14 protein-coding genes are annotated in these 13266 nt (G+C 70.4%); 7 read left to right on the top strand and 7 right to left on the bottom strand.

Annotation, left to right across the window (positions count from 1 at the left end; genetic code table 11):
- Positions 1-37: 37 nt before the first annotated feature.
- The 3 genes from BST10_RS14445 to BST10_RS14435 all read left to right on the top strand — a co-directional run bounded on the left by BST10_RS14445 (position 38) and on the right by BST10_RS14435 (position 3694).
- The gene (locus BST10_RS14445) at positions 38-2443 is read left to right on the top strand and encodes a phosphoketolase family protein (protein WP_083038503.1); all 2406 of its coding nucleotides are present in this window, start codon (positions 38-40) and stop codon (positions 2441-2443) included.
- Positions 2444-2448: 5 nt separating this feature from the next.
- Positions 2449-2859, top strand: coding sequence for an MmpS family transport accessory protein (locus BST10_RS14440; RefSeq protein ID WP_235673594.1), 411 nt, complete (start codon positions 2449-2451; stop codon positions 2857-2859).
- A gap of 67 nt (positions 2860-2926) precedes the next feature.
- A complete protein-coding gene (locus BST10_RS14435) occupies positions 2927-3694 on the top strand; it encodes a CPBP family intramembrane glutamic endopeptidase (RefSeq protein ID WP_041317835.1) in 768 nt (255 codons plus the stop codon).
- A 91-nt stretch (positions 3695-3785) separates the two neighbouring features.
- Here BST10_RS14435 and BST10_RS14430 read toward each other — a convergent pair whose 3' ends face one another.
- From BST10_RS14430 to modA, 6 genes are all read right to left on the bottom strand, one after another.
- Entirely contained in the window at positions 3786-4814 is a 1029-nt protein-coding gene (locus tag BST10_RS14430; RefSeq protein ID WP_041317832.1) for a zinc-binding alcohol dehydrogenase family protein, read from the bottom strand.
- A gap of 34 nt (positions 4815-4848) precedes the next feature.
- Entirely contained in the window at positions 4849-5163 is a 315-nt protein-coding gene (locus tag BST10_RS14425; protein WP_041317829.1) for a GlsB/YeaQ/YmgE family stress response membrane protein, read from the bottom strand.
- A 56-nt stretch (positions 5164-5219) separates the two neighbouring features.
- Positions 5220-6161, bottom strand: coding sequence for an alanine and proline-rich secreted protein Apa (locus BST10_RS14420; RefSeq protein ID WP_013828880.1), 942 nt, complete (start codon positions 6159-6161; stop codon positions 5220-5222).
- A 37-nt stretch (positions 6162-6198) separates the two neighbouring features.
- On the bottom strand, positions 6199-7257 hold the full coding sequence (locus BST10_RS14415; protein ID WP_109559526.1) for a sulfate/molybdate ABC transporter ATP-binding protein: 1059 nt from the start codon (positions 7255-7257) through the stop codon (positions 6199-6201).
- A gap of 62 nt (positions 7258-7319) precedes the next feature.
- On the bottom strand, positions 7320-8108 hold the full coding sequence (locus tag BST10_RS14410) for an ABC transporter permease (RefSeq protein ID WP_013828878.1): 789 nt from the start codon (positions 8106-8108) through the stop codon (positions 7320-7322).
- Positions 8109-8111: 3 nt separating this feature from the next.
- The gene (gene modA / locus BST10_RS14405; protein WP_013828877.1) at positions 8112-8876 is read right to left on the bottom strand and encodes a molybdate ABC transporter substrate-binding protein; all 765 of its coding nucleotides are present in this window, start codon (positions 8874-8876) and stop codon (positions 8112-8114) included.
- A 225-nt stretch (positions 8877-9101) separates the two neighbouring features.
- Between modA and BST10_RS14400 the strand changes: the two genes are divergently transcribed.
- Entirely contained in the window at positions 9102-9773 is a 672-nt protein-coding gene (locus BST10_RS14400; RefSeq protein ID WP_083038500.1) for an SDR family oxidoreductase, read from the top strand.
- 108 nt (positions 9774-9881) lie between these two features.
- Positions 9882-11267, top strand: a complete 1386-nt coding sequence (locus tag BST10_RS14395) for an NAD(P)/FAD-dependent oxidoreductase (protein ID WP_083038498.1) — start codon at positions 9882-9884, stop codon at positions 11265-11267.
- A gap of 21 nt (positions 11268-11288) precedes the next feature.
- Here BST10_RS14395 and BST10_RS14390 read toward each other — a convergent pair whose 3' ends face one another.
- Entirely contained in the window at positions 11289-11702 is a 414-nt protein-coding gene (locus tag BST10_RS14390; RefSeq protein WP_083038495.1) for a PaaI family thioesterase, read from the bottom strand.
- A gap of 153 nt (positions 11703-11855) precedes the next feature.
- Here BST10_RS14390 and BST10_RS14385 point away from each other — a divergent pair, with 153 nt between their 5' ends.
- On the top strand, positions 11856-12272 hold the full coding sequence (locus BST10_RS14385) for a BlaI/MecI/CopY family transcriptional regulator (RefSeq protein ID WP_013828873.1): 417 nt from the start codon (positions 11856-11858) through the stop codon (positions 12270-12272).
- Between the two features lie 14 nt (positions 12273-12286).
- A complete protein-coding gene (locus tag BST10_RS14380) occupies positions 12287-13225 on the top strand; it encodes a M56 family metallopeptidase (protein ID WP_013828872.1) in 939 nt (312 codons plus the stop codon).
- Positions 13226-13266 lie beyond the last annotated feature (41 nt).

Here is a 13266-nt window from a genome sequence, read left to right as displayed (position 1 = left end):
TTGCCGCGGGTCCGCTTCGGCGCGGACAATCGCAGAGATGAGTGCAGAGACCACGGCGCCGGCATCCCCGTCACTCCCCGACGACGACCTGGCACGCATCGACGCCTACTGGCGGGCCGCCAATTACCTGTCGGTGGGCCAGATCTATCTGCTGGACAACCCGCTGCTGACCGAACCGCTGGCCGCCGAGCACGTCAAACCGCGGCTGTTGGGGCACTGGGGCACCACCCCGGGCCTGAACCTGCTTTACGTCCACCTGAATCGGGTCATCCGTGAGCGGGACGCCGACGTCATCTTCGTCACCGGGCCCGGCCACGGCGGGCCGGCACTGGTCGCCAACGCCTACCTGGAGGGCACCTACAGCCAGGTGTACACCGGCATCGAGGAGAACCGCGACGGACTGCGGAAACTGTTCCGGCAGTTCTCGTTTCCCGGCGGCATCCCCAGCCATGTGGCCGCCGAGACGCCGGGCTCCATCCATGAGGGCGGCGAGCTGGGCTACGCGCTGGTGCATGCCTTCGGCGCGGCCTTCGACAACCCCGAACTGGTGGTGGCCTGTGTGATCGGCGACGGCGAGGCCGAGACCGGGCCACTGGCCGCCAGCTGGCATTCGAACAAGTTCCTCAACCCCGCCGTGGATGGCGCGGTACTGCCCATCCTGCATCTCAACGGCTACAAGATCGCCAATCCGACGCTGCTGGCCCGGATCCCGCATTCGGAGTTGGAGGCGCTGCTGCGTGGTTACGGCTACCGCCCCATCACCGTGGCCGGCGACGATCCGGCCGTCGTGCACCGGTCGCTGGCGGCCGCGCTCGACGACGCGTTCGACGACATCGCGGCGATCCGCCGCGCCGCGCGCGCCGACGGCTCGACCATGCGGCCGGTGTGGCCGATGATCGTGCTGCGCACCCCTAAAGGCTGGACCGGGCCGGCAAAAGTGGACGGTCAGCAGGTGGAGGGCACCTGGCGGTCGCATCAGGTGCCGCTCGCGGCGACCCGCACCGATCCCGAGCACCGCAGGCAGCTGGAAGAATGGTTGCGCGGTTACCGGCCGACGGAGCTCTTCGATGAAGCGGGCCGGCTGCGGCCGGAGCTGGCCGCACTGGCGCCGCGCGGGAACCGCCGGATGAGCGCCAACCCGCACGCGAACGGCGGCTTGCTGCTGCGCGACCTGGACCTGCCCGACTTCCGGGACTACGCCGTGCCGGTGTCCCGGCCGGCCACCGAGACCCACGAGGCCACCCGGGTGCTGGGAACGTTCCTGCGCGACGTCATCGACCGCAACCGCGATCGGTTCCGTTTGCTGGGCCCCGACGAAACCGCCTCGAATCGCCTTTCGGCGGTGTTCGAGACGACCGACCGGGTCTGGCTGTCGGAGACCGCACCCGGCGATGACCACATGGCCCCCGACGGCCGGGTGCTCGAGGTGCTGTCGGAACACCTATGCCAGGGCTGGTTGGAGGGCTATCTGCTGACCGGCCGGCATGGGCTGTTCAACTGCTATGAGGCGTTCGTGCACATCGTCGACTCGATGTTCAACCAGCACGCCAAGTGGCTTGCCGTCAGCCGCGAGCTGCCGTGGCGTCGGCCGATCGCCTCACTCAATTACCTGCTGACCTCCCATGTCTGGCGCCAGGACCACAACGGCGCGTCGCATCAGGACCCGGGCTTCATCGACCTGGTGGCCAACAAACGCCCCGAGGTGGTGCGGGTCTACCTGCCGCCGGACGCCAACACCCTGCTGTCGGTGGCCGACCACTGCCTGCGCAGCCGCAACTACGTGAACGTGATCGTCGCCGGCAAGCAGCCGGCACTGGCCTACCAGGACATGCCCGAGGCAGTGGCGCACTGCACCCGGGGACTGGGCATCTGGGAGTGGGCCGGCACCGCCACCGGTGAGCCGGACGTGGTGCTGGCCTGCGCCGGCGACGTGCCCACCCTCGAAACGCTGGCCGCCGCGGACATCCTGCGTCGGGAGCTGCCCGGCCTTGCCGTGCGGGTGGTCAACGTGGTGGACATCATGCGGCTGCAGCCTGCCACCGAGCATCCGCACGGGTTGCCCGACCGCGAGTTCGACGCCCTGTTCACCCGCGACAAGCCGGTGATCTTCGCCTACCACGGCTATGCCTGGCTGATCCACCGGCTGACCTATCGGCGCACCAACCACGACCAGCTGCACGTGCGTGGGTATCGCGAGCGCGGGACCACCACCACGCCGTTCGACATGGTGATGCTCAACGACCTGGATCGCTTCCATCTGGTGATGGACGTCATCGACCGGGTGCCGGGTTTGGCCGAGCGCAGCGCGCTGCTGCGCCAGCAGATGGCCGACGCCCGGCTGGCCGCCCGGCTCTACACCCGCGAGCACGGTGAGGACGACCCCCGGATCACCGACTGGACGTGGCGAACGGACGTGTCCGGCGCCGACGGCGAGATAAGGTGACGGCCATGACTGTTCACCCGTCACCGGTCCGGACGCCCCGCAAGGCGACAATGCTGCTGTTCGGCGTGCTCGTCGCCTCGGCGACCGTCGCCGGGGTCACCCCGGCCGGCGCGACCCCGGACCTCACCTTGGTGCCGGTCCGCTATGACCTGACCGGAACCGGCGTCGCCGGCTACATCACCTACCAGACCCAGAACGGTCAGTCCCACGCCACCAACGCCCCGTTGCCCTGGTCGATCGAGCTGACCGGCCGGATGACCAACATGACCACTCCCGCGTCGTACTCTGTGAGCGCCCAGAGTGCCGGCCCCGGCACGCTGAGCTGCACGGTCAGCGTCAACGGGAAGGTCGTCAGCCGACAGACCGCGACCGGAGACCCGGCGCGGGTGCTGTGCACGACCCACGGGCCCCGCTGAGCTTTCTTGAGCCCCGCGCGTAATGACGGGACTGCGTCAACTTCCGAGCGCGCGTAGAATCCGACCAATGCCTTGCCACGATTTCGCGGCGTCCGGGGGGCGGCATCCGTTGGTGTCACAACTCGCGGCGCTGAACCAGTTCCGCGCCTTCGTCGACGTCGCCGTCGTCGTGGTGGTCTTGGTGATGGCCAACCTGGTCGCGCATTTCACCACGCCCTGGGCTGCGGTGGCCACGGTGCCCGCAGTCGCCGTCGGTCTGGTGGCCCTGGTCCGCTGCAATGGTCTGAGCTGGGCGGAGCTCGGTCTGGGCCGCGCCCACTGGAAGTCCGGGGTCGGCTACGCCGCCGCGGCGGTACTGGTCGTGGTGTCGGTGATCGCCGTCGGCGCCTTACTGCCCTGGACCAGGCCGATGTTCTTGAACAACCACTACGCCACCCTGTCCGGCGCGGTGGTGGCCTCGATGCTGGTCATCCCGCTGCAGACCGTCATCCCCGAGGAGCTGGCGTTCCGCGGTGCGCTGCACGGCGCACTGCACCGGGCCTGGGGTTTCCGCGGGGTCGCCGCGGCGGGCTCGCTGCTGTTCGGGTTGTGGCATGTGGCGACATCGCTCGGACTGACCAGCAGCAATGTCGGATTCACCCGGCTGTTCGGCGGCGGGTTCCTGGGCATGGTGGCCGGCGTGACGCTGGCGGTGCTGGCCACCGGGGCGGCCGGTTTCGTGTTCAGCTGGCTGCGCCGCCGCAGCGGCAGCCTCATCGCTCCGATCGCCCTGCACTGGTCGCTCAACGGGGTGGGCGCCCTCGCCGCCGCCCTGGTCTGGCAACTGTCGGCGTGAGCCGAAGCTGGGACCGCCGCATCAACACAGCGGTTCAGCAAGGCTCGACGAAGGAGAGCCGAAGCTGGGACCGCCGCATCAACACAGCGGTTCACACCACCAGCACGGCCGCACCGGCGATCCGGTCCGCGGCAAGGTCCGCCAGTGCCCGGTCGGCGTCGCCCAGCGAGTACTCCGGCGTCGTCACAGTGATGTGGTGCGCCGCGGCGAACTCGAGGAACTCGCGGGCGTCAGCGCGGGTGTTCGACGTCACCGACCGGATCCGGCGTTCGTAGAACAGGTCGCGCTGGTAGTTCAGCGACGGGATATCGCTCAGATGGATTCCAGCAATCGCGCACGTGCCACCGCGATCCAGGGCCTGGCAGGCGGGCGGCACCAGCTCGCCGACCGGCGCGAACAGGATGGCCGAGTCCAACCGCACCGGCGGCGGGTCGGCCGCCCCCTGGACCGAGGCCGCTCCCAGCTGCAGCGCCAGCTCCCGCGCCTGCGGATCGCGGGTCATGACGTGCACCTCGGCGCCGCGGGCCAACGCGACCTGCGCGGTGATGTGCGCACTGCCGCCGAACCCGTAGATTCCCAGCCGGCCGCCGGGCGGCAGGTCGGCCAGTTGCAACGAGCGGTAGCCGATGATGCCGGCGCACAGTAGCGGCGCCAACTCGCTGTCGCTGTAGCCGCCGGGCAGGTGATGGGCGAACGCGGCTGGGACAGTCGCGAATTCGGCATACCCGCCGTCGTCGTCCCAGCCGGTGTAGCGCGACCGCGGACACAGGTTCTCATCGCCCCGGCGACAGTAGCGGCAGCTTCCGCAGGTGTGCCGAAGCCAGGCGATTCCGACCCGATCCCCCACGGCGAAGCCCCCGCCGGCCTCAGCGCCCACCTCGACGACCTCGCCGACCACCTCGTGGCCGGGGGTGACCCCGGCGCGGTGCACCGGTAGGTCACCTTCGGTGACGTGCAGGTCGGTGCGGCACACCCCGCAGGCGCGCACCGCGACCAGCAACTCCGAGGGCTGCGGCCGGGGCACCGCTGTGCTGACCCGGTGCAATGGACCGCCGGCGATGGGACCGGGACGATCCACCCGCCAGGCGGTCATGGTCACCCCGGGAGACTGCGCACCCATGACGACATTGTGCGCGCAGCGACCGGAGGTCGGGTCAGCCTCTGCGCACCAATCCCAGCAGCCATAGCAGCACGACCGACCCCAAGGTCGCGGTGAACAGCGTGAACCACCAGCCACCGCCGGCCGTGTCGAGGAAGAAGCTCAGCAGGAAACCACCGATCAACGCGCCGATGACACCGATCACGATGTTCATCAGAATTCCGCGGCCGCCGCCGCCGACGATCTTGCCGGCCAGCCAACCGGCGATGGCACCGATGATGATGTAGCCGATCCAGCCGACGCTGGTCAGCGTCGTCGAGCGTTCGGCGAGGAATTCCGTTGCCGCCAGCACATATGTTTGCGCAGTCATAGCGCCAGGCTAGCGGTTTTCACACCGCGGCGCGGCAAACTACGCCAGCCGCTGCGTCAGGGCGCGGGCGCCGGTGCCGGCGGCGCCGGGGCGGGTTCCGGGGCCGGAGCAGGTGCCGGAGCGGGGGCAGGCGCCGGTGCGGGAGCCGGCGCGGGGGCAGGCGCCGGTATACCCGGGATGCCGGGCGCCGGAGCGGGTGCCGGCTCGACCGGGGCCGGGGCGGCGGCCAGCGGGCGGATGGACTCCGTCAGCGCTTTGGCCGCCTCCCGGTCCACCGGGTTGTTGGCGGTTCCCAGCCACACCACGAACCACCGCTCGGTCTGGGCGCCGGTGCCGCCGTCGGCCGGCGGCACACCGATGACGCCGCTCCAGATCTGGCCGACCGGTTTTGCCGGGTCGGTGAACTTGACCTCGTAGTAGGACGCGCTGCCGGTCAGGCCGCCGCCCGCCAGCTGGGTGCTTTCCTGGTTGGCGCGGGTCCCGGGGTAGGGCATGAAGAATTCGCCCATGTCGGATCCGAGCCGGGTGGCGGCCTTGGCGTTGTCGGTCTCGGCGCTGGCGTAGAGCCGCTGATCCAGCTTGCCGAGCACGATCCTGGTGTCGTTGGCCACCGGTGCGGGCTGCCCAGGCAGCATCGGCTCTCCGGTCTGCTTGCTCAGCAGCGAGGATCCGTATTCCAGGTGGCTGGTGTCGGACTGCACCCAGCCGCCGGGCAGCACGTAGCTGAATCCGCCGGCCACGTCGTCGACCCGGCCCGCCTCGGGTGCGCCCGGTTCGGCGACCGGCGCCGGTGGGTTCGCGTCGGCGGGGGGCGGCGCGTCGGCCGGTGGCGCATCGGCCGTGGCAGGCGGCGCCGGCGGTGGTGGCGGCGGTGGGTCCGCGTAGGCCGGCGACGCCATGGCGAATGCCAGCGCACCGGCGATCGCGGTGGCCCACGTCGTCGCAGCCACCGCCCGAATGCCCCTGTGAGCGGTTGAGGTCAGGTCCACCTGCTTCATGGCAGAAAAACCTACCGCGTCCCGACCGCTACGCAAGTTACGCCATGCCGGGGTGTGTCGCGCGCAAGGTCACCTCCTGCGCCTTGACACCGAACCAGACCGGCTCGCCCGGCGCGAGCCGCAACTCGCCGGCGGCCTCGGCGGTGATATCGGCGGCCAGTCCGGGTGCGCCGTCCGGCTGGTCGACACCGCGTACCTGGATCGCGCTGCCCCGTGCGTCCAGTTCGGCGACGGTCACCGCGACGAGGTTGCGCGGGCTGCCGTGCGCCGGCGGCTCCCGATACACCGCAACCGCCCGGGGTGTACACACCGCGACGGCCGGCCGGCCGACGCCCGGGCCGTCGTCGGCGATTCCGTGCCACCGGTCGCCCCACCGGGTGCGTAACACACCGTCGCTTTCGATCACCCCGGCCACCAGGTTGAAACCGGCGATGCGCGCCCCGAACCGGCTGCGAGGCGCGGCCAAAACCTCTGCGGTGCCACCGATTTCGGCAACCCGGCCCGACTCGAGCACCAGTACCCGATCGGCCAACGCGAACACGTCGAGCAGGTCGTGGGTGACCAGCACCGTGGTGCGGCGGGTGGTGACGATAACCTCACGCAGCACGGTGCGCACCGCGTCGGCCGCAGCCACATCCAGCCCGGCCAACGGCTCGTCGAGCAGCAGCACGTCGGGTTCGGCGGCCAGGGCGCGGGCGATCGCGACCCGCTGCGCTTGGCCGCCGGAAAGCCGGCGCGGCTTGCGGTCGGCCAGCTCTTCGGCGCCGACGGCGCGCAACCACGGCGCCGCCAACGCCCGGGTGCGCGGCTGCCGCCGACTAAGGCGCCACCGACGGTGACCACTGTGCGGTCCGAACGCCACGTTGGCCGCCACGCTCAGGTGCGGGAACAGCAGTGGATCCTGCATCAGCAGGCCGATGCGGCGGTCGCAGGTGGCGATGTGCACCCCGGCCGCTGCGTTGGTCAGCACTCGATCGCCGACGCGCACCAGGCCCGGGTCGGGCCGCAGCAGGCCGGCGATCACGTGCAGCAGGGTGGATTTGCCGGCGCCGTTGGGCCCGAGCACCGCGAGCACCTCACCCGGCGCGACCGTCATATGCACGTCCAGGCCGCGCTCGGCCACCACCGCGTGCAGCGTCAGCCCGTCCGCCACGCGCTTCACCCGATGCCGGCCAGCCGTCGGGCTCCGAGTCCCAGCACCACTACCGCCGCCACCGCCACCAGCAGCAGCGACATCGCCGCGGCGGCGTCGGCGTCGGTCACCCGCTGCAGATAGATGGCCAGCGGCAGCGTTCTGGTCACGCCCTCGCGGGAACCGGCGAAGGTCAACGTCGCCCCGAACTCCCCCAGTGACCGCGCGAAGGCCAGCACCGCCCCCGAGATCAGGCCCGGTGTCAGCAGCGGCAGCGTCACCCGCCACCACACCGTGCTCGGCCGGGCTCCCAGACTGGCGGCCACCACCTCGTAGTCGGCGCCGGCGGTGCGAGCCGCGCCCTCCAGCGCGATCACCAGGAACGGCAGCGACACGAACGTCTGCGCCAGCACCACCGCGGCTGTGGTGAACGCGATGTGGATTCCGGCCGCCTCCAGGTAGCGGCCCAGCAGCCCGAGCCGCCCGAACGCGTACAGCAGCGCGATACCGCCCACCACCGGCGGCAGCACCAGCGGCAGCAACGTGAGGGGCCGTAACAGCCGCACCACCCGCGACTGACCGCGCGCCAGGACCAACGCCATCGGTACGCCCAGCACGACGCAGAGCGCGGTACTGACCGCGGCCGTTTTCAGGCTCAACCCCAGCGCGGTCATCGACGACGGACTGGTGATCAACGACCAGAAGTGCGGCCAGTCGACCCTGACCGCGATCGCCACCAACGGCAGCACCACGAATGTGGCGCCGATCGCGGCGGGCACATAGACCCAGTTCGGCAGGTCATTGGGCCGGTGCACAGATCAGGGCTCACCGAAGCCGGCGGCGTGCAGGATCTTCTGCCCCGCTGCACCGGTGACCAACTCGACGAATGCGCGGGCCGGTGCGGCTTGCGCCACGTCTTTGAGCAGCGCGACCGGGTAAGTGTTGATCGCACCCGCCGCCTCGGGGAATTCGACGGTGGCCACCTTGTCGCCGGCGTGGATGGCGTCGGTGCGGTAGACGACCCCGGCGTCGGCCTGGCCGGTGGTGACCTTGTTGAGTACGTCGGTGACGTCGGGCTCCTCACTGACCGGATTCAGCCGGACCCCGGTGAGGTCTTCGACCTTGCCGGTCGCCGCTCCGCATGGCACCGGCGGTTGACACACCACCACGGCCAGGTCGGGGCCGGCCAGATCGGCGAAGGAGCGTACCGCGTGCGGGTTGCCGGGCGCGGTGACGATCACCAGTGTGTTGCTGGCGAACGGCACCGGCTCACCGTCCAGCAGGCCGGCCCGGGCGACCTTGTCCATCTGGGCGGTGTTGGCCGATGCGAAGACGTCGGCGCGGGCACCCTCGGTCAGCTGGGTGGCCAGATCCGAGGATCCGGCGAAGTTGAACTCCACTGCCACGCCGGGGTGGTCGGTCTTGAACTGCTCGGCGATCTCGGTGAACGCCGCCTTCAGCGACGCCGCAGCGAACACCGTGATCGATGGCATCGCCGGGCCGGAACTACAGCCGGTCAGTCCCGTCGAACCCGCTGCCAACATGATCGCCACCGCGCCGGAGACCACCCGGGTTCGCCACATGGCCAACAAGCCTATCGGGGACCGCAAGCGCGGCGAAGCCGGGCGCTGGGGGCACCTCCCGCTTGCGGGGGACGGGTCGCCGACACCAACACCGGCGATCGCCAGCACGGCGAAGCGCGCCTAATCCGGACCGTAGCCGGATCGTGTCTGTGCCGAGTTGCGCCCCGCGCCCGCAAACCGGCTACTGTCCAGTAACATAGCTGCGAACACGAGGAGGTCCTACCGATGGATGTGCTGGTCACCGGTGGTGACACCGAATTGGGTCGCACCGTTGCAGAAGGCTTCAGCGAAGCCGGCCACAAGGTGACGATCGCAGGGATGCGAGGTCCCGAGCTCGAAATCGCCGCCAAGGAACTCGACGCCAACGCCGTCGTCTGCGACAACACGGATCCGGCGAGCCTGCTGGCGGCCCGCGGCCTGTTCCCCCACCACCTCGACACCATCGTCAATGTCCCCGCGCCGCGCTGGCAGGGCGGTGACCCGCGCGCCTACTCGCTGGCCGACCAGGCCGCGGCATGGCGCGCCGCCCTCGACGCCACCGTGCTCTCGGCGGTGCTGACGGTCGCGACCGTGGGCGATCACCTGCGTTCCGGCGGCTCGATCGTTTCGGTGATGCCGGAGAACCCGCTCGACGGCGGCGCCGATGCGGCCGTCAAGGCCGCACTGTCGAACTGGACCGCCGGGCAAGCCACGGTGTTCGGCACCCGCGGCATCACCGTCAACGTGGTCGCCGCCGGCGCCGGCGCGCGCCCGGGCTACGACGGGCTCACCAGTGCCCCGGCCGGGGCGGACACCGAGATCGCCCGCCTGGCGGTGTTCTTGACCACACCGGCCGCCCGGCACATCACCGGCCAGACCCTGCACGTCAGCCACGGAGCGCTGGCCCATTTCGGCTGATGTCACACCGGAGTGGCTAATCCCACAACGATCGAATTCGGTGACCGCCAAGTGGGTCGACTAGCGTATTTGTGAACGCAGTCGCCGTCGAGGAGCAACCGTATTCCCATGAGCGCCCAGCCTGAAGTCACTGCGCCGCAGCGCCGACGCCACCAGGTCGTCATCATCGGCTCCGGATTCGGCGGGCTGACCGCGGCCAAGAAACTCAAGCGAGCCGACGTCGACGTCAAGTTGATCGCTCGCACCACCCACCACCTGTTCCAGCCGCTGCTCTACCAGGTTGCGACCGGAATCCTCTCCGAAGGGGAGATCGCGCCGTCGACCCGCGTGGTGCTGCGCAACCAGCGCAACGCCCAGGTGCTGCTCGGCGACGTCACCCACATCGACCTCGCCGGAAAGTACGTCACCTCGGAGGTGCTCGGCCACACCTACGACACCCCGTTCGACAGCCTGATCATCGCGGCCGGCGCCGGCCAGTCCTACTTCGGCAACGACCAGTTCGCCGAGTTCGCCCCCGGCATGAAGACCATCGATGACGCCCTGGAACTCCGGGGCCGCATCCTGAGCGCCTTCGAGCAGGCCGAACGGTCCCGAGACCAGGCCCGGCGGGAGAAACTGCTCACGTTCACGGTGGTCGGCGCGGGCCCGACCGGTGTCGAAATGGCCGGGCAGATCGCCGAACTGGCCAACTACACGCTCAAGGGCGCGTTCCGCAACATCGACTCGACCAAGGCACGGGTGATCCTGCTCGACGCCGCCCCGGCGGTGCTGCCGCCGATGGGCGAGAAGCTGGGCCTCAAGGCAGCCGAGCGGCTGCAGAAGATGGGTGTGGAGATCCAGCTCGGCGCCATGGTCACCGACGTCGACCGCAACGGCTTGACCGTCAAGGACTCCGACGGCACCATCCGGCGCATCGAATCGCAGTGCAAGGTGTGGTCGGCCGGCGTCTCCGCCAGTCCGCTGGGCCGCGATCTCGCCGAGCAGTCCGCGGTGGAACTCGACCGCGCCGGCCGGGTCAAGGTGCTGCCGGACCTGTCGGTGCCGGGGCACCCCAACGTCTTCGTCGTCGGGGACATGGCGGCCGTCGACGGCGTGCCCGGCATGGCGCAGGGCGCCATCCAGGGCGCCAAGCACGCCGCCAGCACCATCAAGGCCGAGCTCGGCGGCGCCGACCCGGCTGACCGCGAGCCGTTCCAGTACTTGGACAAGGGCTCGATGGCCACGGTGTCGAGGTTCTCCGCGGTCACCAAGATCGGCCCGCTGGAGTTCAGCGGTTTTCTGGCCTGGCTGGCCTGGCTGGGCCTGCACCTGATCTATCTGGTCGGGTTCAAGAACAAGGTCAGCACGCTGCTGTCGTGGAACGTGACGTTCCTGAGCACCCGCCGCGGCCAGCTCACCATCACCGAGCAGCAGGCCTTCGCCCGCACCCGCTTGGAACAACTCGAGGTGCTGGCGGCCGAGGCGCAGCGCGGCGCCGAACGCGCGGTCAGTTAGCAGCGGCTCACCGCCATCAACTCAGCTGGGCAGGTTCTGCAGCCTGACCTGCCCGCGCGCGAGCACCTTGTCGTCGGAATCGGTGATGGTCACCAGCCACAGTTGTTGGCGGCGGCCACGATGTATCGGGGTGGCCGCGGCGAACACCGTCCCCGACGACACCCCTCGCAGGAAATCGGTGTTGTTGTTGACCCCCACCACCGTGCCGCCGGCGTCGCCGCCGCCCGCGTTCAGCCAGGCGTGACCGGAAACGCTTGCCACACTCTCGACGATCGAGCAGTACACCCCGCCGTGCACGAGCCCGGCGGGCTGGCTCAGCTTGGGCTGCAACTCCAGCGTGGCGCGGGCACCGTCGGGGCCGATGTCGGTGAAGACCAGGCCGATCTCACGGTCGAACGGCGCGACGGGGATGGTCGGGAAACCGCTGGCAGCCATGCCACGGTTCTACACGACCGGCTGCGGTGCGCCGAACGCGGTCGTCGCGGCCGGCGGCCCGCCGCGCAGCCCAGTAGACCCACAGCCGCCGGTACGACAGCCGGTAGTAATTGAGGGTAGGCTTGCTCCATTCCGCAGGGAGTTGATTACGACATGGCGAAGCAGACCCACCTAGGCGATTTGGAACGAGCGGTGATGGACCACCTCTGGTCCGCACCGGAGGCCCAGACGGTGCGCCAGGTCCACGAAGCGCTGTCCGCGCAGCGCGACCTGGCCTACACCACGGTGATGACGGTGCTGCAGCGGCTGGCCAAGAAGAATCTGGTGTCGCAGATCCGGGATGACCGCGCCCACCGCTACACCCCGGTCCGCGGCCGTGACGAGCTGGTCGCCGGGCTGATGGTCGAGGCCCTCGACCAGGCCGCCGACTCCGGTGACCGCCGGGCCGCCCTGGTGCATTTCGTGGAGCGCGTCGGCGTGGACGAAGCCGAGGCGCTGCGCCGCGCACTCGACAAGTTGGAAGCCAAACATCACGTCGGCCCGCCCGCTGGCGGCCGACACACGTCCTGAGGGAGACTGGCAGCGTGTCCGCGCTGGCCTTCACCCTCCTGGCGCTGCTGCTCGTGGGGCCGGTGCCCGCCCTGCTCGCGCGCGCCGACTGGCCGTTGCGCGCCCCGCGGGCCGCGGTGGTGCTCTGGCAGGCCATCGCCATAGCCGCCGTACTGTCGGCGTTCAGCGCGGGTGTCGCCACGTCGAGCCGGCTGCTGATGCCGGGCCCCGACGGTCGACCCACCTCGACGATCCTGGGCTCTCTCGACCGGCTGGGCTGGCCGCTGTGGACGTTCTACACCGCGGTGTCGGCCGTGACGCTGCTCGTCGGCCTGCGACTGACGGTGACCGTGCTGCGAGTCGCGATCGGCACCCGGCAGCGCCGGGCCCGTCACCGCATGCTCGTCGACCTGGTCGGCGTCTCTGACGGCGCTCCGGCGGTACGCACCAGCGGCCTTCGGATTCTGCAGGTGATGCAGCCACTGGCCTACTGCCTGCCCGGGGTGCGCAGCCGGGTGGTGCTCAGTTCGGGCGCCCTGCAGGCGCTCAGCGATACCGAACTGGCGGCGCTGCTCTGCCACGAGCGCGCCCACCTGCGCGCCCGGCACGATCTGGTGCTGGAGGCGTTCACCGCGGTGCACTCCGCGTTTCCCCGGTTGGTGCGCAGCGCCAGCGCCTTGGACGCGGTGCGGTTGCTGGTCGAACTGCTGGCCGACGACGCTGCCGTTCGGGTCGCCGGCGCCCCTCCCCTGGCCCGCGCCCTGGTGACCTGCGCTTCAGCGACCATCCCCGCCGGCGCGCTGGCCGCCGGCGGTGCCAGCACGGTGTTGCGGGTACAGCGGCTGTCCGGACGCGGCAACAGTCGCACGCTGGCCGCGGCCGCTTACTCCGCCGCGGCCGGGGTGCTGACGGTGCCGACGATCGCGCTGGCGGTACCGTGGCTGACCGAACTGCATCGACTGATCGCGGGATGACCCGCGCCGTCCGGCGTGCCGCGCAGCGATCACCTACCACC

The organism is Mycolicibacter algericus DSM 45454 (assembly GCF_002086455.1).
Taxonomy (GTDB): Bacteria; Actinomycetota; Actinomycetes; order Mycobacteriales; family Mycobacteriaceae; genus Mycobacterium; species Mycobacterium algericum.
This window is presented reverse-complemented; position numbering and strand designations above follow the sequence as displayed.